Here is a 22,016-nt window from a genome sequence, read left to right on the forward strand (position 1 = left end):
TATCTGAATGAATTATGAATGGGGTGGTCAAAGCTAATATTAGAAAATAGATATTAATAATTTTTTAAGGGAAGGGTTATTATGAGGGTGACATATGGTCAAATTTTAGTATTAATAAAAAGTGGTGCATTTAAGGTTCTATCAAATATAAAAGCAAAAAGTTTTAGCTCTGCTGAAAACTATCTAGAGTTTCTGGAATCAATCGAAACACAAGCAAGAAAATACAATTCTCTAATATCCAAACTTGATGATTCTATCGAAATAGAAGAACTAATCAATAATGAAGTTGAAATAACAGACTCTCCATTTTCAAGAGAAACACTAGAAACGTGTAATGATGAGTTTTCAGCAAATATTATTATTGGTATACGTCCATTTCTATCTGAGAAAGAAATTGGTTAGGATACATTATGGGAGATGAAGACAGAGAACAAGACAAACAAATAGGTAAACTCTGGGCAGAAGTCAAAAGACTATGGGATTTTCTTCATGGTCCTAATGGTGATAACGGGCTTAGAAGTAGGATAGTTAAACTAGAGGATCAATCAATAAATTTTGCAACAAAAAAGGATGTTCTCTCAGTGAAACAGGAAGTCCTTACTGCAATTAAAGAATCAAAAAGAACAGGTCAAGAAAGATTTAAGAACTGGGTTTATTTCTTGGCAGTAGTATCAACAATAATATTTGGGTTATGGGACAAGCTATTTTAGGAGGGATTTATTTTGAGGATGACTATAAGATTTTGTCACATGGATTCCCCTTCTCTGCTACAGGAAGGGGAAATAATTAGTTATGGAACAAAGATTGGTAGAATGGGAAACACTGGAAGTTCTAAAGGTGCTCATGTTCATACTGACATTGTCCAAGGATACAAAAAAGATGTTTATCATTTGAAAGACATAATGAATAACATTACAGATCTTGAATCTGTTTGCCGCCAATTCTACTATTTTCTTCAAGACGATTTCTTTAATACACCGCTTTTTGTTACGTCACATTTTGGAACCATTGATTATGGTAAATATAGAAATGGAAAAGTTAGTGAATGGAAGTTTCATCCTGCTTATGACATTGTTCCAGAGAACCGCCATTTAACCAAGGCTAACTTTGATTTCTATTGGAATAGATCAGTAAATGGCGTATGCCTTAAATCTGGTTTTGATAGAGATTATGGTAATTATGTGAATATAGGTTTCGAGGTATAAGTATGGGATTTGATATAGCTAGCTTTCTTGGTGTAGGAAAAACAATAAAGGATGGAGCTGAGGGAATAGGCTCAGCTACAGAGCAAATCATATATGCGGGAAAGGGAAAACTCCCTCCTGAAGAACAAGTTAAGATAGAACAAATTAAGTCTCAGGCTGAAGGACAGATGTGGGAAACTATTTCAAAGATGTCCAATTCGTTTCAAAACTTTACATTGAAATATGAAGGGGAGGCAAAAGACCTACCTAGGCCTATTCTGCTTGCCAGGTCTTTAGTTAGGCCATTATTCACTTATCTTGTACTTGGTCAGGTGGGTATTATCTTTGGATTGGACTTCTGGAGATATATGAAAGGAACAGGTGCTTTCGAGTTAGTCAAAGGAATGCCTTCTGAATGGTGGGTAATGGTTTGGATTGTGATTGGTTTCTATTTTGGAGAAAGAGCTGTTACTAATGCCTTATCAAACTCTGTTACTAGTAAAAAATAACTCGAGTGCAAGCGCTTGCACTTCACTACACAATTAATACAATATGTGTACTAATAACGCATTAAATACACAATGTATTTTCGTGTCCAAGCGCTTGGACACGACTACTTTTCTTATCAATGATACAAAATCTATACACCATTTTCTATCGCTCAATACTTTTCAATTTTGAACTAATGTTATTTGCCTTCTCGATGCATTTTCAATGCTCTTTCAATAACCTTTTTTTCACCTTCATCTTGTATTTCAATAATATAGACATCATTTCCAGAACTGATGATCTTATCTAATCTATCTCTTGAAATTAAAACAGAATCACCTATCTTAACTTCTTCATTAGTGAAATCAATCTTTCGATCTGTATCATAAATAGACTTAGTCGATTTTGGTTTATCGATCTTATTACTATCTTTAGTTTTTAGGAGTGCTAAAAAGCTTTTTAGATTAAGTTCAAGACTTGGATTGTATTGATCCTTATTAAGATAAGCTAAAATATAACGTTGAGCCTGTCGTACTCCAAAAGGTAAATTATCATTTACCCATGGAGTAAATTCTCCATGTGGCAACACTTTCTTTTGATCAAAAATGATCTCACCTATTCGGAAAATATTCGACATTGAATCTTGGGCTGCTTTTGTGAATCTTTCTTCAATTTCATTATATAAATTGATGATTTCATCTTCTGGAGAGTCATACTTTCTGGATTCTTCTGTATAGGCTGAAGGATCCCATTTATTTCTGATTATTTTACTATCTTTCACTGTATTTTCTCACTTTTTTTGGTGTTATGAGAAATTGAAAAATGACAATAGAATGACAATCGGCCAAAACAGCCGATTTTCACTAAACATAAAAAAACCCTTAAACCGTTGTCAAGCAAAGGTTTAAGGGTCATTACGCCCTGCACGATTCGAACGTGCGACCTACGGCTTAGAAGGCCGTTGCTCTATCCAACTGAGCTAAGAGCGCATAAATATCGGGATGGCGGGACTCGAACTCGCGATCTCCTGCTCCCAAAGCAGGCGCCTTAGCCACTAGGCTACATCCCGTAACGCTCGTGAAATATAACAACTTAGCTTTATTTGGTCAATACATTTGGAATAAAAGAATTCTAAGTTTTTTTACCCTTCTTTTTGATCATTTTATTAGCCTCTTCCCTCTCCTTAGTGAGTTGTAAAATGGTCTGTTCAAAATCAGGATAACGCTGCAGAACTTGGGTAAAGACATCCTTCGGCAGTCGGTAAAGATCACAATACTCCAGGGCTTTAATGGTAGCTGTACGGGGGACACTTAGAAGAAGAGCCATCTCTCCAAAAAATTGTCCTTGAGTTAAAGTGGCATAAACCATTTGCTCATTCGGTGACAGGACCTGTACGGACCCCTTACTGATAAAGAACATATCTGCCCCTAATTCACCTGCCTTTACAATATAGTCATCAGGGGAATAGACGACTGGTAGTAGGTTAACAATAATGTCACGGATGAACTCTTTACTGGCTTCCTTGAAGAGAGGGACTTTTTTAATGATATCCATATTAAGATAGAGGCTGACCTCCATTTTAAGAGGTTCCGGCAGATCATTGAGGACCTGAGTCTCCTCATATCCTCTTCGCGTTTCCCATAAGTACTGGTAATAGTCATTGATCTTTCGCTGAACCTTATGAGGAATACGTCTGTATTTTAAAAAGGTGTTAACCCTTTCAAGCCTCTCTTTAAATTGGTTTTTAGCCACATCGATATTAACAATAAGGTTGGCAATATTACCAATGAGAAGACCATACATAGCAGCACCTAAGATTTCAATGATAATAACAAACAGAACCTGACCTCTCGTCTGGGGAGTGATATCACCATATCCAATAGTGGTAATAGTCGTTATGGTCCAATAGAAGGCATAAAGATACTTATCCCCTTCATTATTACCGGCCACATTAGGATTGATAGCTAACCAGGCACAACTAATGAAGTGAGCCACCATCAAGAACCAAAAGAGTAGTACAATCATTCGTAAGATAGCAGGGTTCATCCGTTGACTGACTTCTCCCTGAATGGTTTTGATCACCCGAATCAGTTTGAGAACTCTAACCACACGTAAAACTTTAATGATTCGTCCCAATTGGAAGAGAGGAAGGCCTTTTAATATTAATCCAAAGGGAATGAAAGCAAGTATATCAATAAGAAACCAATGCCTCAGGTAGTGATTAACGATGAGCTTTCGATCCTTAACCAATTTACCTTCTACCTGGAAGGAAAGGTTCAAATTATAAAGGATATCCAGACCAAAGATGATCGTGACAATGCTATCAGCTATCATCGTTATTATGGGGTTCAAGTTCGGGAAGACTAAAGAAAGGGGGACTGTAATGGCTACGTAAAGGGAAGAGATAAAGACAATTAAATCCCAGGAAGCTGAAAATTTAGAATCAGGGTTGATGGTCATTGTTCGCATATAATCCTTATTATTATATTTATGTTAAACTTTTTCAATTTTTATTGTCTAGACTCCCTGTCATAGCCTATCATCGAAGTTTATGAAAGATTCAAAAAAACAGATCATCTCCTGGAGCCTCTATGATTGGGCTAATAGTGCTTTTTCAACGACAGTTATGGCTGGGTTTTTCCCAGTATTTTTTAAGTCCTACTGGAGCACCTCTGTTGATCCTACCTATAGTACTTTTCATTTAGGCTGGACGAATTCAGTAGCCAGTTTATTCATTGCTCTTATTGCCCCTTTCCTGGGAGCGATAGCCGATAAAAGCAGAGGAAAGAAGCGATTTCTCTTGTTTTTTCTCTTTATAGGAGTGTTAGGGACAGCCTGTTTGTATCTTATTGGACAGGGACAATGGCAAATGGCTGCCTTTGCGTACATCTTGGGTATTGTGGGATTCTTAGGTAGTAACATCTTTTACGATTCCCTATTGGTTGATGTGGCCAGCCCAAAGAAGATTGACTTTGTATCAAGCCTGGGATTTAGTTTAGGTTACATTGGAGGAGGATTATTATTCCTGGTCAACATTATGATGTATACCTTTCCTTCTCTCTTTCACATCGCAGATGAAGTACAGGGAATAAAGCTCTCCTTCTTATCTGTAGCCATATGGTGGACACTATTCTCCCTTCCCCTCTTTCTTTTTGTTCCTGAAGGTCATGGGGAAAAAGCTCTTCCGATACATAAGAGTATAAAAGCCGGGTGGCAACAATTAAAAAATACCTTTGCCCATATCAGACAATTAAAGATGGTGGGATTATTTCTTCTCGCTTATTGGTTTTATATAGATGGTGTGGATACGATTATCCGTATGTCCGTGGATTATGGAAGCAGTATCGGCCTTCCCGCTTCAGGATTGGTGACGGCCCTCTTGCTGGTTCAATTTGTCGGATTTCCTGCTGCCATTCTATACAATATGTTAGGGACTAAGATAGGTATAAAAAAAGCTATTATCATCGCCATAGGAGCCTATGCCCTTCTCACCCTGGCAGGATTCTTTATGAAGACCAGCTTACATTTTTATCTACTGGCCATAGGGATTGGGTTATTCCAGGGAGGGATTCAGGCCTTAAGCCGTAGTTATTATACAAGACTCATTCCTGAAGAAAAGGCTGGAGAGTTTTTTGGATTCTTCAACATGTTAGGTAAGTTTGCTGCCATATTAGGCCCATTGCTTATAGGCTTAGTGGCTCTTATCACAAAGAGTAATAGATTTGGAATACTATCTTTGTTAATTCTGTTTTTGATCGGTGCCATATTATTGGCTAAGGTGGATGAAAAACAAGGCCTCCCTTTAGAAGAGGCCCCTTCCCCTAAAGAATGATTAGCTAAGTAACTGGCTTAGGAGTTTGGCAGCCATACCCATATCAACGGTATCGCCGAACTTCTTTAATTGGCCCATTACTTTTCCTTTGCTTTTCATAGTTCTTTCTTCTTCAGAAAGAGATTCGATGATTTTCTTTACTTCAATAGTAAGAGCCTCTTCGGACATCTTCTGGGGGAGAAATTCTTTCAAAATCACAACTTCCGCTTCTGAAGGAGCAGTGTCTTGACCATGTTCCTTAAGTGTATCAATAGTCTTTTCTGTTGCTTTTAATTGACGTTTTGCCGCAAGCTGAATATGTGCTTCCCCTGGATCTTCACCAGCTTCTTTTGCTAATTTTTTAGCTTCTGCTACTAACATACCTATCACACTTGATTTCACAGGTTCCGTTTTAGCTAACAAAATACGTTGCTTTTGTAATTCTGTAATTGTCATGTAGTACCACCTTTTACAAATGGATTATTCTTGCTGATTGTATCACAATCAGGATCAGTGCCTCTACACAAGAGTCCAAAGAATAAAAGAATTCCCCATAGAACGATTTCTGTACTCACAACCATGATGTAAGAAGATTTTATAGCCCCATAAACCCCTATGGTTCTTGTCATTATTCGGAACCATCCCAGTGAACCTACTACAATAGTCATCAGTCCTGAAGGAATCATATAAGGCATTTTAATCATTATATACATCTTAAGTAATACAGCATGACTTAGCATGAATATCCCTAAAGGGACATCACCATAATCCCATTGGGTATAGTCAGTGGTAATCAAAAACATACCGACTCCCATTAACAAAGATAAGAGGATATCTAAGCTGGTGTAATACTTCCGTTTACTGATATGAAGGAGTGACAATATTATGAGAATAAATACAATTAGAAGATAAACCACCACATAAGGATAGATGAGAATAAACTCCCCATAATAGGGCAAAGAAAAGAAGAGAAAAATCCCTATCCATACCCAGGCAACCTTTAGCATAATGGATCGACGAACAAAATATCCAAAGATCAAACTACAGGATATAATAGCGATAAGAGGGGAACAAAGGGCTATAACAAAGCCTGTAAAAGAGTAAATAAACAACATTTTGATTTCCTTTTTCTATTTGCCCGACAGTATAAGGGCAGATGAACTTAATGTGGGGGAATTTTATAAGAAAAGACTACTTATCCAGAGAGGACTTATGATCCTTTACTTCCCTTTTAAATTGAATCCAATGGGACCAGACCCATACTCCTGCCAGAAAGGCCAGCTGTATGAGGATAATAACGAAGGTCGCTGTGAAGAGAAAAAAGAAAAACACTAGCACCAGAACTGGTAACAGTAGAGATATAGCAATGAGGCGTAGGCCTAATCGAGGGTATTCACCATCGACGCTTAGTTGTTTGCTTGTGTGATGGACAATGAGATAAATACAGAAAGCAAGCAAGGTTGATGTTATTAATGTGTAGAATGGGGGCATAGGGTCTCCTGTGTCATAGGTCTTTTAATTTTATTAGATCTCCTATATATGTAAAAGCATGTAAATTACATTAAAAAGAGGAAACATGAATTATTCAAAAATTCTACTCCCCCTATTATTGAGTCTAACAAGCTGCTCAACTTTCCTGGGGAGTAAAAACATTGTTAGGTGGCCTGATAAATATGAAGAGAAAGTCAGTAGAAATATTCTATCAACAACACATCCTAGTATATTCGAAGATTATCAATGGACAACACCTAATCTAAAAAGTTACAAGCTTGTATTTCATACAGAAAATGATAAAAGAATGAGTTCTCTTACTTTCGACAATACCACATATACCATAGAACTTACAGAAGATGAAAATTTAATTATCAGCTCTGGGAAGGAACACCACGATGTACTAAACCTAGAAACTTCATCTAATGATATTTATTATGATATTTCGACATTAGATAGAGTGCTCACATACAAAATGAGATGGGTTTCCAAAACTACTTTTGAAACTCAATCTGTCATGGTGACGAAGACACGCTCCGTTCCAGTTACAACCTTTGGGCCAAATGGAACTTCCAGTACTTCATTCAAAACAGAGTTTTATACTGAAAACGAATTTCGAACAGTTCCAGTCACCAAAATGGAATGGGAATCCTATCCAGTTTATGAGTACCGCATACCTCAATTTGAATACTATAAATTCCCTGTCAGGAATAACAGACTGTCCTTGTATATTTACAAGGTCATAGATGGTCAGAAAACAAGCTATTATGTACAGAACCCAAGCTATGTAGTTGCTGAAGAAACACAACAGGCCTTATTTGGTCAGAAGAAGGTTAATATATTATTACTTGATAATAATTGTAATGGATCCTACACAGATAAAGAAGATCTGGTCATGTTTAACGTATGGAATCCTTACAGTCAAAACTCTACCTATAGAACTCTCGATAAATTGAACGATAATTATTGGTATAAGCAAGAACTAATAGAAAATGAAAAATTCATGACCTTCACAATACAAGATAATCATTTACAAATTGATTATGCCAATCAATATTATGTGGGCAATGAAGAACAAGGCACTCTGGTTTTAGACAATAAAACAGACCTTAAGGTTGAATTAACTGTTAATGGGAAAAAATACAGAGATGCCAAGCCTGGTATAAATAATTATAGCTGTGAATTGGGTCTGTTTAATTATGTTATTTCCACCAAAGGTCACCTGGATTATTCAGGAACATTCAAGCTTACCTCAATTGAGGAACCTGTTAATATTGAGTATGTCCAACAAAAAGAAGCCTGCATTTTAGAAATTAAAAACATCTTTTCTAAAAGTTATTCTGTAACCGTTGAAAGTGAGAATTTTAATAAGACTTATTATAATGTCACCAAAATCAATGTACCTATTGAGAAGGTAAAAATGATGATAAATGTTAATGGCTTTATTTTTTCAAAAGAAATGAATATGAAGACTGGAACAAATATTATCGATTTTGAAAAAGAGATTAAAGAGCTTTCAGAAGCTAAATAAGGACAGACATACTTCTGACATATACTCATATCTACAGCTGTGGATGGTGGTATATGTCAGAATGATTTAGGAAGGTTCCGAAGCCTTGGCGCGATGCTTTTAAGGCAAAACACATCTTGTGGGCTTTTACTTTTATTCTAGTTATCCTTATTTCTTACCAACCGAAATCCTACATCAAGCACATCATAAAAATCAGTACCAACCCTAAAATAGTTTGTGGCCCATCTTTTAAAAAAAACATAAGAACCACCACGATAAACTTTTCTAATGGCTGGATCTTCATCTATTTTAGTTGTATCAGATACTGCAGGATCTTCATAAGAGGTGTTTTTGTAATAATCCAAATCAAAATAATCCCAACACCATTCAGCTACATTACCTGTCATGTCATAAAGTCCAAGCTCATTTGCTTTCTTTTGTCCCACAGAATGAGGATCTAAATTAGCATTATCATGATACCAAGCGACATCATTGATATTATTACTACCTGAAAATAAATACCCTTTGGAATGGCTTCCGCCTCTTGCCGCATATTCCCATTCCGCTTCAGTAGGAAGCCTATAGCCATTGCTTCTTTTATTCCATTTAACATCGATCTCTTTATTTTGTACATCAGCCACAATTACTTCATAGACTGGATCTAATCCCTTCTTTGTACTCAACCAATTACAATATTTGATCCCATCAACCCAGCTAACTTCGAACATTGGTAAATTGTCGTCTATAACGGTTTTAATATGAAACCCAGCTTCATTTCTTATATCAATTAAATACGCTTCCATATCGATGTTGTTCTCTTCACAATAGATTCTCCAATCACCAATTGTAATTTCTGTTTTGGACATATAAAAGTCAGATAGTTTAACCTTATGAGCACTTTCCTTCGTCCCCATCATAAATTCCCCACCATTAATAAAGACTAGGTTCCTATCTTCGTAATTATCACAGAAGGCATAGGAAGTAATCAGTAAAAATAGAAAGGACAAGTTTCTCATAACAATTTTCACTCCATTAAATTTGGGGATGACCTCGAACCCGGGGGATTCATTCTTGTTATGGAACAAGACAAAGCCCTGATTGACAGAGAGGTCGTGCTGGGTTTGCACAACAATAACATCATACAGGATAAATGCGGATTTCCCTATCCTTAACGGGGAATTTAGCTAGACACAGGTGGGGACTAAGGAATTTCCCACTTGAAGATTGGTGTCACCCACACTTGTCAGATCGTGCCACCCACACGTGTCAGGTAGTATTACCCACACTTGTGGGTATGGGTCAGTGACAGGCTGTTTTGGTATCATTGTCAAGTGACGATTGGTGTAGGTGACAGGCTAGAATGGTGATGCTGTCAAATGACGTCGGGAGATGGGGACAGTACTGCTGCTCGGGAAGGGTCAAGACATAGGTAACACTTTTAGCATGGTATCGTTACACTTTGGAGGTGTTTCTGTGCCCTGGATGGAGAAAAAAACTATGGATTTGGAAGAGGAATTTATTCTAAGAGCACAAAAAGGGCAACAAAGCTTTAGTTCTTTATGTGAAGAGTATTCTATTAGCCGTAAGACAGGTTACAAATGGTTAGATAGGTATACACAAGATGGATTTGAAGGGTTAACAGATATACCGAAAACACCTTCCAATTCTCCTAGCAAGCTTGATGAAGATACAGTTTGTCGAATCATTAAACTTAAAAAGGATCATATCAAATGGGGGCCAAAGAAGATTCATGCCCTCTATTTAAGACACGGTAATGAGGCTGTCGATTTAAGTAGTGTGAAAAGAGTTTTAAAAAACTCTGGCTTTGTCATAGAACGAAAACGGCGAGGCGTCTTTAATGAATATCGTATTAATAATAACTATGAAATAACTGGTCCTAACGATGTTTGGACGGTTGATTTTAAAGGATGGTGGTATGCAAAGGATCGAGCAAGATGTGAACCTCTTACCATTCGAGATGAATATAGCTGCTTTATTCTGGAAGCAAGAACACTTCCGACAACAAGAACTGATGATGTAAAAGAAGCTTTTACACGCATATTTAGGCTATATGGGCTACCTAAGATCATTAAAAGTGATAATGGTAGTCCTTTTGCTAGAGCTAAGGGAATAAGGGGATTAACCCGTTTATCTGCATGGTGGGTTTCTCTTGGAATACAGTTACATAGGATTGATCCAGGAAAACCAAGTCAAAATGGTGGGCATGAAAGAATGTATAGGGATTTAAAGGCTGAGATTCAGAAAGAGATTATTGGGACAGGGCTTGATGTTCAAAAGAGCTTAGATATATGGAGAAACGAGTTTAATACTATAAGTCCTCATGAAGCCTTGGGTATGAAATGTCCAGCTGATGTATACCAAAAATCGAGCAAAGTGTTTCCAGAAGAGGAAGTAGATGTAGAGTACCCTATATACTATAGAACTAGAAAAGTAAGTCTCCATGGATATATAAAGCTAGATAGAGCGGAAGTTTATATTAGTTCAGCTTTGGTTGGGGTAACAGTTGGTATAAATGATCTAGATAATTTACACTTCTCTGTATATTTTGATTATATCGAGCTAGGATTAATAGATAGAGAGACTTATGGATTTAAGCCTTTCTTTCAAAAAGAAATACCCCTAGAAAAAGTGGGGGATGATGCTTGTTCTGACATCTGATATTTGTTACCTATGTCCTGAACCCCTACCACTTTTAACATGGTTAAAGCGTTCCCTTTTAAATATGGGTGAAATGGTATTGGAGAATAATGTATAAAAAAACCAAGGCTCCTATAGAAAATCAGGACGAGATCACCTGCAACTGAGATGACGTTTTGTACTTTATTACAAGTGCTAACAATAGATACAATACCCCCCTTGTAAACTGTAAAATATTAAACATCAGTTTATTTTATTTCAATATAATTTAGTAGTCACATATAAATCACAATTTGAACCGAGCCTGTAAATAAATCTGTGTAAAGCTCAAATCCTTCACAGTTCAAATCGCCCTTAATATTGGGGGCACACATATTCATTGCAAGCTTCCAGTTCAGAGGTAGAGTAGACCTTTTTTGGAAGCCTGTTCAATTGCAAGATAGATTATCTTAAGGGCTGAGTCATCATTTGGAATGATCTTCCGATTTTTAATTGATTTTCGGATTAAACTATACAGAGATTCTATGGCATTAGTCGTATAGATGATCTTCCGGATTTCATCGGGATAACTGAAAAGAGTCATCAGATTTACCAGTTCAGATACCAACCTATGCTGATAGACGGATATTATTTATCCCATTTCGTCAAGAATCCATCCAGTTTCATTTGAATCTATTCTTTAGTTATTGAACAGAAGATTTTCTTGAGATATTTAGCGACCAATTTACGGTGCTTTAGGTCACATATTTCTATAAGGTCCTAACTTGATGGACAATGCATAATTGGATATTTGTCTTTGGAACGACTGTATTTATTGCTTCAGTGAATCCAGTAGGGCCATCTACTGTAATCCCCCCATTATTAACAGGAGTAATTTGTAAAATTATTTAAAACCATTCTAGGAGTAATGTAGCCCAAAGACGAATGAGGCCTCTCATTATTGTATATCCACATCCATCTTGCCGCAAGTTTTTGTGCATGATAGATAGATTCGAAGATATTCAACTCTAGCCATTCATGTCTTGCAGTTCCTTTGAAAATGTAAATGCTTCAACTATCTTGATTCATAGGGCGACCCCTTTCATATCAATTAGGTCAGAACTTGATCGAATATTTTGAGGTAAAAGATTCTCATCGACATCTAGATCTTTTAATAAAAGGGAATCAATATATTCAGACTCAACATCATAATTCCAATCATCATAACTCCTTGGATTACATATAAAAGTGCTAACTATTTTATCTAATAAATCTGAACTCTTTTCATTCACTTCTTCTCGTTGAATTAATGTATTATATAGATCAGTTTTTTGAAAAACGTGGGGTTACTGTTAGTTCTTTTAAAAATTCACTAGATGCCTGACCTACTAACATTCCATTATTTGTCTGGTTATTCAAAAACTAAGTCGCTGGATTATTTTGATCATAATCATTTCTTCCAACATCAGAAATTAAACCAATTTCTATCATTCTATTCGCAACAGCATTTTTCTCTTCTGGAGTATTATATTTTAACCCGTTCAATTCTACAAATGATGATTCTAGACCACTAGATAGCAAATCTATTATTAATACCACTCCTAATGGGCCATCTCCATCAGGATCGTAGAACAAGTCAGTTCTACCATCAAACTCTAGTGATCCATCAGATAATAAACTCCAATAATCAAAAGAAATAAATCATCAGCCAATCATTTATACTCTTAAAATCACATTTTCTTACTTTATTTTATAATAATCTAGTCTAGGTTATATTTCTCTAATATAGGAAGCATTGTCTGATAATCTTCATGAGCATATTCAATAGGAGTAATTCCTTCTAAATTGGGTTCATTTTTAAAAAAACCGTTATCAATAATAAATTTTAATATCTCCTCATTTTCATACGATACGGCATTATGACTTATTGTATTTCCGTAATCATCTTTATGATTTCTAAAACTTTCATAATTTAGTATAAGGTATTTAAGTAGTTTATTTTGATTTGTATAATACATATAAGCGACAATCATTGGATCATTTTTAAGTATATATTTAATATCAGAACCATGTTCTAAATACCAAATTGTTATATCATATTTATCAAAATAATATTCTATTCTTAAGATATAATCCAATGGAGTATAACCTCTATTATTAGGCACTGAGACATCTTTGTTATATTTATAAAGCATATCTAACATTTTAATATCTGGATTATTTCGTGCATGTTGATATATATCATTTCCAGCATTATCTAGATGCTTGGTATTAGCTCCTGCCATTAATAATTTTTTTGCTATTTCATAGTCATTATATGCTACAGCGAACATTAGCATAGTATTACCATCCGGCATTTCATATTCAGTATTAACACCTTCTTCGATTAATAGATCTACCATCTTTAAATCATGATTAGCTACAGCTGTCTGTAGTGCATTAAGTTGTTTATCACCAATTTTGAAAATCATATCCAATAAATCATTATAGTGATGAATCATTCTTTTCACTTTCCTATATTCAGAGTTATTAATGACCTCATACCATTCTTCCATTGCATTAAAATCTGGATCTGTTTTGCAACTGCATAGTGTAAAAATTACAAAAAGTATAATTAATGATATTAAACATTTTTTCTTATTTACCATCCGAATATTGTCCCCATAATACCTTTCCAGGTCTTATTTGTTCCTGCTGGCATATCTAAATAATTTGAGTAGTTATATAAGCTACTATCTTCTTTAACCTTATCAGATGAAATAAATACGGGATCATATTCCACTGTCACGACACCACCATTATTTTTAAGTCTAGCCACTTCTGGTTTTATCATAGTAAAAAAATTAGTATCACCGACGTTCCACACTTTTAATTTTGTGTTTGTTACATTATATCCTTGAGAAATACCTTCTGTATACTGAGCCCCTATTGCAAGTCCATCAACAGCACTAGACCACATATTCGCTTTATTAATGACTTATGGAATATCATTAGGTGTCACTGCTGTCCGCTTTAATTCCTAGAGAATAAAAAAAACTTGTATGATCCTTAATTATCAGCAAGATAGATTCACCACAAAACTGAAAGGAAATACAACCTTGCCAAATTTTACCAGCCTTTTTAAAGAATTACAAAGTTATTTCAAGATCTCAAAACCAAAAAAGGATTAATGAATATCAAGAAGATAAGAAAGTAAGAACATTTAGGACTTATGATCTTTTTCAATCTCTCTTATTTGGTCAAGTCACTCCTGCCTATAGTCTTCGTGAAATTGTTGATGTATTAAAGGTCTATAAAAAGAAACTCTACCATATAGGAATGAAGGATATTGATACTACCATTATTGAGCTGTACATTAATCGTTTTGACTGGGCCCTTTTCAGGTCTTCAAAAGTTGCCATTAAACTACATGTTGCCTTTAATCCAACAAGCATGCTCCCTGAAAAAGTAATTTCAACTATTGAAGTGTAGCTGACTCAAGAAAATTTCCCAATATATCAGGTGGCTTGGATGAAACAACTGTTTTCGATAGAGGATACAATGAATATAAAGTTTTCTATAGAAAAGAGATGTTTGTTGAGAATTTTGTAACAAGAATAAAAAGAAATGCGAAAGCTGACTGTCCTAAAGAAATTAGGATCGTTCATTATAATGATCCAGAATAAGGTTAGGAATATAAATATGTAACTAATGATTTTGATCTATCAGCTAAGGAGAGAACAATTATCTATAAAAAAAGATGGCAGATCGAATTATTCTTTAAATGGTTAAAGCAAAATCTAAAAATTAAAACTTTTTGGGGACTAGTAAAAATGCTGTTTAGATTATTAAAAAGAAAAATAAAATTAGGCAGACACAGCAACGTTTTTTTACAGATTATATAGACTATTTTATTTGAGAGGAAATCTTTCGATCTACTATCGAGACAACCTCAAATACCTTATGAAGATATCTTTCAGATGGAATTAGCTTTTGATAATATTTAAACCGAACAGAAATGTTAGATTTTACTTAATTGTCTTAAAACAGTTTTCTATCTGCCATCTATCCTTGTACACTGTATCCAGATTGATTGAGTTTGACATGAAGGTTAATCCGGCCTTTCTTTTTTCTAAAAGAAGCCCAGGGAAACATACCGATCATCAATACTGTAGAGTAAATTCTTGAATCGAAACTTATGCTTGTGACGGTCATTATGTAGTTTTTTTAACAATAGATAAAAAAGTTCTTCATAGATTTTAGAATCACGGTTCTTATTGGCATAGGATAATGTAGATCTTTTGACTTTTGAGAATACCATATGATAGAGCTTTCGTTGAGCAAACAGCTAAAACCTTTGGAGTGGAAGGCTCCCTTTCCTTTTAACTAACTTTGCAAAATCATGTCTGGAATAAATTAAAGAAGTTGTGAAAAGTGGTAGTCCGGACTCATTAGCTGTTTTCCTTTTAATTGGAGATTGGTTTTTATAATACCCTTTTCAATATTTATTCTCGACAGCTGTGTAAGTTCATACTTCTTGAATTTGAACTACATGGAGACAAAACTAAATGGGAAAATCTTTTACCTTGTGTTGTTTTAAAAGAGAATGTTACTCAATGGGCTGAGGATTCAATTTAGTGATAGCCAGAAGAAGTATTTATAGGAGAAAATCATGACAAACACGGTTTATCAGACACTCGCCATATGGTCTATACCATTAAGGAATTGGTAATCAGCTTTGTCCGCAGGATTTAATGAATGGAGCTTTACAGAGAAAATACTACAAGCTCACAACTTATGATTGTACCTATGATTAAATTCCTGTTCCATAGAGGCCATAGCTTTAAGTTACTCCTCTTTGATTTAAACTATCAACAAAAACAACGGATCATTCTTCTTATATAGAAAAACTTTTATCTCATGTCTAACTCTCCATGAGATAAAAATTCACCCTTCTTGTTAATAACTGAATATGAATAATCCTCTTTCTCCATGACAAAAGCTATATCATGATTAAAAGGATTTCCCCAATAAAATATGGGATCAATAACCCATTCCCCATTCTCGTCTTTATATCCAAAAAGTCCGTCATCATTCCTATCTGCCACAAGTTGAATATCATCCCACAAGTAAGGCTGTTTTTTGTAAGATATAATATAATTACGAGCAATCTTATAGGAGTCAACCGAACCATCAGGTGCTACTCCGGTATTTATATGATAGGACTTTATCACTCCATCTTCATAGCTATAAAAGTACTTACCATTATCATGATAATCGGGTGAGTAAGCAGAGCTTTTATCGTGATAAGGAATATCATCTCCTTTTAATAAGCTTTCATTATTAGCTAATATCAGGGAGTCACTTATCATCCTCATAATATAGAAGGAATAGTAATCTTCTGGGTAAGGTGTAATTGATGCATAATCATTATCAATTTGTATATGATCCACAACATAGTAACCAATTAAAGCATTTTGTTTTAAAGTAGTTTGCTTATGTATTGTAATAGCATAATCAAAGGCTTTTTCTAGGGTATTAAATGTTCTATAAGAGTTAAAATTAATATGTATGTAGTACTTTCCCATACTATCCATTAGTAAGTCACTATCAATGATAACATTTTCACCATTGACCTTTTCATGTCTGATAAGCCACGCTTGACCATATCTAATTTCAGTAGATAATACATATAAGGTTGAGGAATCTGTGGCTTTATAACCAAAGTTCTCAACAAGCGCCACTACATCTGGATGAATCTCCTTTTCTTCATCATCCGTTAAGCATCCTGTTGCACTTATAACCAATATTGCTAATAAAAGATAATTAATATTTCTCATCTAACTAATTCACCAAACCTTTAAAATCTGGATCCTTTATCTTATTAAGGTTTTCTTTCGCAATCTCAAAATATCTAGTATCTTTTTCTGTTAGTTCTATAATCACATCGCGAAAAAAACTTTTATTAAATCCATACCAATCAGGATTGGTAAAGATTCCTGAGATACAGAGGTCATTGTATTTCAATCCATCATAGACTTCTAATACTGTTACCTTAACCTTATCTACTTCATTTGGAAAATCAATTTGTTCAAAGTGTACATTATCATCAAAAGAATGTTCAAAGGAAAAACCATCCCCTTCCACTAATACCTTCTTGATTCGAGCATTGTTCTTGTACAAATGGGGTCTTTCAAAATCTACAAAACCATTTAATACGACGAGGTTATCTGAGGGCATATAAAAATCTACTGTGATTTCCATTCCCGTTCCATTGCCAGGAGCTCCTTCCACCATAGGGGTCTTATCCATGACAAAATAAGAACTCACATGTTTATAAGTATCATAAATGAAAAACCTATAACGGAATATATCATTATCATATATATATTCCTTTCCTTTATAATTCTCTGTTAGATAAGGAACATTTAAACTTATGTTCTCAATTTTTGTGGGGATAGTATTAGATCCATCTATAAGGCCCAAATGTAATGCATTGACGTCAGCACTGAAAAAATCATACCTAAAACTCTTATTTTCAATTTCAAAACTACGAACATACTCGGCAAATACTTTATATTCCTGGGCAAGTTTTGTTAATAGAATGTCATCTGCCTCGTAGCCACCACCAAAGATAAAATGACGAGTTTTATCGCCCATGTCATAACTTAGATATCCCAAATTGTCGTAATATAAATCAGCTTTATCTATTACTAACGAAAGATTTAAATTCCTATAGTATATTTTATCCTTGCTAATAACTACGCCATATTTAGTTCCTCCAACTATCCGTCCATTATATAAATCATCGAAGTCCTTCCCTTCGACTAGCATCCACTCTTCAGGTTTTTCTTCTTTATTATTATCTTCCAGATAAGCTACAGGATATGCTATAGGAATGACATTCATTTCCTGTGCGTAAATACAAAATAAATTTATTAAGAAAAAAGCAGATCCTAATAGATATTTCTTAAAATAGATAATCTCTCGCATTGAAATTCTCCTGTACATGAACGGTACTAAAGATCACATCATCGTCCTCTAAGCCTAACTTCTGTAATCCTTGCATAAACATTTTTAATCGTTCGGCGCCCGAGATCCCAGTTATAGGATCGTCAGAAGTAGTATAACAACCAGAATTGGCATTGTGACGTGTTGAATGCCCTCCAGCGTAGTGTTTTCCATCAGCAGGTCCATAATTAGCATTACCTAAATGATCCTTATCCATGTAATTACCAGCTAAAATCTGACCAGCTAGACTAAGTCCAACCAAATCATTTGTTGTTATTTTCCAAGTACGTGCATTTTTCGCCGTAGGATATGTGAGTTTCCACGCTCCAGTGACTTCTGGCATCATCGTTTCTGGACCAACGGGAACCTTATTAGATAAGCCATATTTACTTAAATCCAAATTCATATAAGCATCATGGGTATAATTATCAGGATCATCCGTAACATTTGGAGTTGTCGTTTGAACAGTTGTCCAGTAGCTTGAAATAACGGTGCCTGGTAGTAGATTACCATCCAAATCATATTTTCTCACAACTCTTGTATCTAGACCAGCATAAGTGTTCTTTTCAGTTACGTCATTTTCATTAACATTTACAAGATAGGATCTTGGATCTCGATAAATATCTTCCCTTATAGACGCATAGTTATAATGTCCATTATCGTCCATGGTCGTCTTTAATGAACCAGCTAACTTATTATCAGTTAAAGCCCACTTTGCCTTAGCATTGTTCTCACCTAAACCTTCCCAATGACCTTTACTCTCAGTTCCATCCTTTTTAGTCTCACCAGGAACCCAATATCCACCTGCATCTTTCAACAAAGTTTCTCCCACCAGGCTTAGTTTCTCTACCTCAGTTAAGCCATACTCTTCTAAAGACATCTGACCCTTTTGTATCTGCCTTTTGAGTTCTGCCACTTCACTTGATGACAACTTCAGAACATCCATTAGGGTCTGGTCATCATAATTACTTATATTATATACACCACCATCCAGATACTCGGAAGCTCTATCTAGTCCAATAGCATTAGCAAAAGAGCCGGCATGACCCATCTTTATTTTTTGATCATAGACTTTTGAATGGATATCTCCATATACATCATTACCATTTTCATCTTTACCTACAATACCTTGATGAACAACAGTCAAAGCTTTTTCACCATCAAATATAACTTCATGAGAGCCATCAGGCTTAACAATGATTTTCGTATAATCACCTGTACTATCATAAGTTGAATCAACATAGGAAGCAAACTGACCTAAACTCATATTCTCTTTTTTACTTAAGGCATCAAATACTGCTAGATCTGTAGCGATATAATCCTTTTTGGTCCAAGAATCTCCAAACCACGCAGACATATCTCTTGCCATGAGAGTATGACCAAGGACGGCATCAAAAGTTTCTTGTTTATTATTCTCGTCCACTATACCATCACGATAACTTTCGTGTTCAAGAAGTACACCCAAATTTAGTTGATCACTTAAGCTATCACCATATTTACCGCCTATATTTATAACTCTTTTTCCATCTATAAGTTTCGTTTCCGCTTCGGCATCACTAGCATTTTCTGTTATGACAGCATCATCTTTCATAAGATCATCAAATAATTCTAACCCAGATTCAGAACCATTGGAATAAAGAGCTCGCAATGCCACAGCCTTGGATCTATCGTCGTCTAATGCAATTCTCACATTTGCAATGGCCTCATCAATACCAGATATAGCACTCAATGTAGATTTTATTCCAATTCCTGCTCCACCAGTCCCTATTTTACCACTGAGACCATTGGCTCCAAGATGTAATTCAAACATACCTGAGTCAACAGTCTTGGCCTTATCACCCTCACCAACATTTATTTTACCGAATAAGTCAGATGCCATTAATAAATTAACAGATGCATCACCTGTTATCCCATAGTTTATTCCTTGATTGACTAGTTGTGTCCCAATATTAGTTAAGCTTGCATAATCTGTAGCAGAGTCTTTATAAAAACCTACTGCGGTCTTATTAAAACCTTCTGTCAATAAAGGGGTGGCAATGCTAGTTGCATACCCAGCAAGAGCTTGTTTACCAAACATACTTTCTTCTAAAATGTCACCATTAAATCCGAAGTTTCCATCACCATCAAAATTGAAGGAATTCACAGTTCCAGCTATAGCATTGTTTTTGATACCATCAATTAAACCTGCTGTTATTTTTCCACCAACAGAGCCCTTTAAACTTGTTCCAAATGCCCCCCAATCACTAGAGCCAGGAATATAACTTGAAGCAGTACTAATTAATGCATTTTTTCCAATGTCTAACATCCCTTGCTGAAATGACATTTCCCCTTGACTGATATCTGCAACTGTAAATGCAGCTTTTGTAGCTACATTCATCGCTATTCCTGCAGCACCACCAACTGGTAGTGTTGCTATAGACATAGCAGTAGTAGCTACATCCATATAAGTTGGTGCAGACATCCAAGATCCTCTATCATCCCACAGCTTTTGTTTGTAACTGGGCATATTAACCTGAGCTAAACCAGAACCTTCTTTCATTTTATTAAACATGAATTCACCCATAATGGTTCCCATCTCACCAGCACCTGTAAATCTAACATTCCTATCCCAAGATTTATCAAGATTAAGCCCCTTATCCTTAAACTGAGGGGCATATCCAACATGAGCTCCAAACAAACCAGGAGAAACATCAACACCACGCTTTTCTGATCGTTCTTCATAATGGGATTCAAAAATAGGTACAATTTCTTCTACAGTGCGTTCATCCCCATGACGATTTTCTGTAGTTTTCTTAACTATTTTTTCCCCGATTTTTACGGATACTTTTTCCATCCATTTGATTTCCTGAATATATTTATAAGCAGAGAGTTTACCGCCACCATCTTTGTCATAATCCTCATTCACAAGTAATCCTAAAGAGTTAATAAGGTCTAACTGTCCTCCTTCTAACCCTTCTTCCTCAGAACTAGAATCACCAAAAACTTTTTTCATTTCTTCACTTATTGATTTTTGTGCATTATCTAGAATGGCATTTAGAGCATCAGAATCAAGTTGCTCTAAAGAATCAACATTCTTTGATACTGCTTCAGAAAAATCTGCATTATAATCTGCAAAGTAATCGTATTTATCAACATAGGCATTTTCTGTAAGCATACCATCTACTACACTTGCCCCAACTACAATGTCACGCTTATAGACATTTCCACTGAGAACATATCCATCATTTCGCATAGTTTTATGTAAATTATCAGCTACACCGTCATTTGCTGACTCTACTTGTTTGTTAAACCCTTGTTCTGCTGCTTCCAGCTGATCAAGCATCTTCTCATATTCCATTCTATTGACATGTTGTTTGTAATCTTCATTCTGTACACCTTGGAAATCTTTGATACTCTGTAATAATTCTGCGGTTGTGTATTTATCTCCATCAAGGGAACTAAAGATAACTGGTTTAAAAGCCTTTATACTTTTATTAAGGTTATTGGCATTTTCTAATAGCTTATCTAATAGATCCAGATCTACAACTTCTGTTATGAGTTGACTAGGATCTGGAGCCGATTCGGAGAGAGTACCTATGATCACATCATTTCCAGCAGAACTTATCGCGGCTTGAGTTATTGATCCAAAGTTCTCTAGTATAGACATATCACCAATGTGAGTACTTTGCTCACTTACCACATTAAGCCAAGTATTCTTATCATCTAAGAAATCTAAATATTTATCGTTCCAAGCCTCAGTCTTATTGGCATATTCCCTTTGTACATTATCTATCCAATCTTCATAACGAGCTTTTAACTTCTTTTCTCCATCATTCCATTCCATCTGCCCTCTGGCTAAGATGGCTCTCATCTGATCTTCCCATTGATTATAGCGATCCTGGTTCTCTAGCCTAAGGATATTGAA

At 35.4% G+C, this 22,016-nt stretch carries 23 protein-coding genes, 2 tRNA genes and 2 pseudogenes; 10 read left to right on the plus strand and 17 right to left on the minus strand.

The window, feature by feature from the left end; all coding sequences use genetic code 11:
* The first annotated feature begins 81 nt into the window (after positions 1-81).
* From K345_RS0105285 to K345_RS0105300, 4 genes are read left to right on the plus strand one after another with little or no spacing between them, the layout of a single operon-like run.
* On the plus strand, positions 82-402 hold the full coding sequence (locus K345_RS0105285) for a hypothetical protein (RefSeq protein WP_028973286.1): 321 nt from the start codon (positions 82-84) through the stop codon (positions 400-402).
* Positions 403-410: 8 nt separating this feature from the next.
* Complete coding sequence (locus tag K345_RS0105290; RefSeq protein WP_028973287.1) at positions 411-710, plus strand: hypothetical protein; 300 nt, start codon at positions 411-413, stop codon at positions 708-710.
* 18 nt (positions 711-728) lie between these two features.
* Positions 729-1,205: a M23 family metallopeptidase gene (locus K345_RS0105295; RefSeq protein WP_028973288.1), complete on the plus strand. Its 477-nt coding sequence runs from the start codon at positions 729-731 to the stop codon at positions 1,203-1,205.
* A gap of 2 nt (positions 1,206-1,207) precedes the next feature.
* Positions 1,208-1,693: a hypothetical protein gene (locus tag K345_RS0105300; protein WP_028973289.1), complete on the plus strand. Its 486-nt coding sequence runs from the start codon at positions 1,208-1,210 to the stop codon at positions 1,691-1,693.
* A 179-nt stretch (positions 1,694-1,872) separates the two neighbouring features.
* On the opposite strand, the gene K345_RS22200 is transcribed toward K345_RS0105300, so the two are convergent.
* From K345_RS22200 to K345_RS19890, 4 genes are all read right to left on the minus strand, one after another.
* Positions 1,873-2,454 carry a hypothetical protein gene (locus tag K345_RS22200; RefSeq protein WP_028973290.1) on the minus strand — a complete coding sequence of 194 codons (582 nt, stop codon included), beginning with the start codon at positions 2,452-2,454 and terminating at the stop codon, positions 1,873-1,875.
* A gap of 134 nt (positions 2,455-2,588) precedes the next feature.
* Positions 2,589-2,662 (minus strand) — tRNA-Arg (locus K345_RS0105310).
* 7 nt (positions 2,663-2,669) lie between these two features.
* Positions 2,670-2,742, minus strand: a tRNA-Pro gene (locus K345_RS0105315).
* A 62-nt stretch (positions 2,743-2,804) separates the two neighbouring features.
* Complete coding sequence (locus K345_RS19890; RefSeq protein WP_083963644.1) at positions 2,805-4,142, minus strand: ion transporter; 1,338 nt, start codon at positions 4,140-4,142, stop codon at positions 2,805-2,807.
* Positions 4,143-4,224: 82 nt separating this feature from the next.
* Here K345_RS19890 and K345_RS0105325 point away from each other — a divergent pair, with 82 nt between their 5' ends.
* The gene (locus tag K345_RS0105325; protein WP_028973291.1) at positions 4,225-5,505 is read left to right on the plus strand and encodes an MFS transporter; all 1,281 of its coding nucleotides are present in this window, start codon (positions 4,225-4,227) and stop codon (positions 5,503-5,505) included.
* Here K345_RS0105325 and K345_RS0105330 read toward each other — a convergent pair whose 3' ends face one another.
* From K345_RS0105330 to K345_RS0105340, 3 genes are all read right to left on the minus strand, one after another.
* Entirely contained in the window at positions 5,506-5,940 is a 435-nt protein-coding gene (locus tag K345_RS0105330; RefSeq protein WP_028973292.1) for a GatB/YqeY domain-containing protein, read from the minus strand.
* Entirely contained in the window at positions 5,937-6,599 is a 663-nt protein-coding gene (locus K345_RS0105335; RefSeq protein WP_028973293.1) for a hypothetical protein, read from the minus strand. The genes K345_RS0105330 and K345_RS0105335 overlap by 4 nt, the downstream gene beginning before the upstream one ends.
* A gap of 76 nt (positions 6,600-6,675) precedes the next feature.
* Positions 6,676-6,975: a hypothetical protein gene (locus K345_RS0105340; RefSeq protein WP_028973294.1), complete on the minus strand. Its 300-nt coding sequence runs from the start codon at positions 6,973-6,975 to the stop codon at positions 6,676-6,678.
* Positions 6,976-7,060: 85 nt separating this feature from the next.
* Between K345_RS0105340 and K345_RS0105345 the strand changes: the two genes are divergently transcribed.
* Entirely contained in the window at positions 7,061-8,506 is a 1,446-nt protein-coding gene (locus tag K345_RS0105345; protein WP_028973295.1) for a hypothetical protein, read from the plus strand.
* Positions 8,507-8,643: 137 nt separating this feature from the next.
* On the opposite strand, the gene K345_RS19895 is transcribed toward K345_RS0105345, so the two are convergent.
* Complete coding sequence (locus K345_RS19895) at positions 8,644-9,501, minus strand: formylglycine-generating enzyme family protein (RefSeq protein WP_053228092.1); 858 nt, start codon at positions 9,499-9,501, stop codon at positions 8,644-8,646.
* Between the two features lie 466 nt (positions 9,502-9,967).
* Here K345_RS19895 and K345_RS19900 point away from each other — a divergent pair, with 466 nt between their 5' ends.
* Complete coding sequence (locus K345_RS19900; RefSeq protein WP_169714767.1) at positions 9,968-11,164, plus strand: integrase core domain-containing protein; 1,197 nt, start codon at positions 9,968-9,970, stop codon at positions 11,162-11,164.
* 254 nt (positions 11,165-11,418) lie between these two features.
* On the opposite strand, the pseudogene K345_RS23555 reads toward K345_RS19900, so the two are convergent.
* The 6 genes and pseudogenes from K345_RS23555 to K345_RS0105380 all read right to left on the minus strand — a co-directional run.
* Positions 11,419-11,693: pseudogene (locus K345_RS23555) on the minus strand (transposase); the annotation flags it as partial.
* A 311-nt stretch (positions 11,694-12,004) separates the two neighbouring features.
* Positions 12,005-12,190, minus strand: coding sequence for an integrase core domain-containing protein (locus K345_RS22810; protein WP_083963646.1), 186 nt, complete (start codon positions 12,188-12,190; stop codon positions 12,005-12,007).
* 17 nt (positions 12,191-12,207) lie between these two features.
* Positions 12,208-12,414, minus strand: coding sequence for a hypothetical protein (locus tag K345_RS0105365; RefSeq protein WP_028973297.1), 207 nt, complete (start codon positions 12,412-12,414; stop codon positions 12,208-12,210).
* Between the two features lie 130 nt (positions 12,415-12,544).
* Positions 12,545-12,721: a hypothetical protein gene (locus K345_RS0105370; RefSeq protein WP_156888308.1), complete on the minus strand. Its 177-nt coding sequence runs from the start codon at positions 12,719-12,721 to the stop codon at positions 12,545-12,547.
* A 161-nt stretch (positions 12,722-12,882) separates the two neighbouring features.
* Positions 12,883-13,770, minus strand: a complete 888-nt coding sequence (locus K345_RS22210) for an ankyrin repeat domain-containing protein (RefSeq protein WP_028973299.1) — start codon at positions 13,768-13,770, stop codon at positions 12,883-12,885.
* Positions 13,764-14,081: a hypothetical protein gene (locus K345_RS0105380; protein WP_028973300.1), complete on the minus strand. Its 318-nt coding sequence runs from the start codon at positions 14,079-14,081 to the stop codon at positions 13,764-13,766. The genes K345_RS22210 and K345_RS0105380 overlap by 7 nt, the downstream gene beginning before the upstream one ends.
* Before the next feature lie 179 nt (positions 14,082-14,260).
* Between K345_RS0105380 and K345_RS23790 the strand changes: the two genes are divergently transcribed.
* The 3 genes and pseudogenes from K345_RS23790 to K345_RS23800 all read left to right on the plus strand — a co-directional run.
* Positions 14,261-14,593 carry a DUF4372 domain-containing protein gene (locus tag K345_RS23790; protein WP_483852533.1) on the plus strand — a complete coding sequence of 111 codons (333 nt, stop codon included), beginning with the start codon at positions 14,261-14,263 and terminating at the stop codon, positions 14,591-14,593.
* 35 nt (positions 14,594-14,628) lie between these two features.
* Complete coding sequence (locus K345_RS23795; protein ID WP_156888309.1) at positions 14,629-14,787, plus strand: hypothetical protein; 159 nt, start codon at positions 14,629-14,631, stop codon at positions 14,785-14,787.
* 63 nt (positions 14,788-14,850) lie between these two features.
* Positions 14,851-14,942 (plus strand): annotated as a pseudogene (locus tag K345_RS23800) (transposase); the annotation flags it as partial.
* A 1,072-nt stretch (positions 14,943-16,014) separates the two neighbouring features.
* On the opposite strand, the gene K345_RS0105400 reads toward K345_RS23800, so the two are convergent.
* The 3 genes from K345_RS0105400 to K345_RS23305 form a co-directional block, all read right to left on the minus strand.
* Positions 16,015-16,941 carry a WG repeat-containing protein gene (locus K345_RS0105400; protein ID WP_028973301.1) on the minus strand — a complete coding sequence of 309 codons (927 nt, stop codon included), beginning with the start codon at positions 16,939-16,941 and terminating at the stop codon, positions 16,015-16,017.
* A gap of 4 nt (positions 16,942-16,945) precedes the next feature.
* Complete coding sequence (locus tag K345_RS22215) at positions 16,946-18,094, minus strand: NADase-type glycan-binding domain-containing protein (protein WP_028973302.1); 1,149 nt, start codon at positions 18,092-18,094, stop codon at positions 16,946-16,948.
* On the minus strand, positions 18,072-22,016 hold a 3,945-nt coding region (locus tag K345_RS23305), incomplete at its 5' end, for a hypothetical protein (protein ID WP_028973303.1). The genes K345_RS22215 and K345_RS23305, both read right to left, overlap by 23 nt.

Origin of the sequence: Spirochaeta cellobiosiphila DSM 17781 (assembly GCF_000426705.1) — a bacterium.
GTDB classification, from domain to species: domain Bacteria; phylum Spirochaetota; class Spirochaetia; order DSM-17781; family DSM-17781; genus Spirochaeta_E; species Spirochaeta_E cellobiosiphila.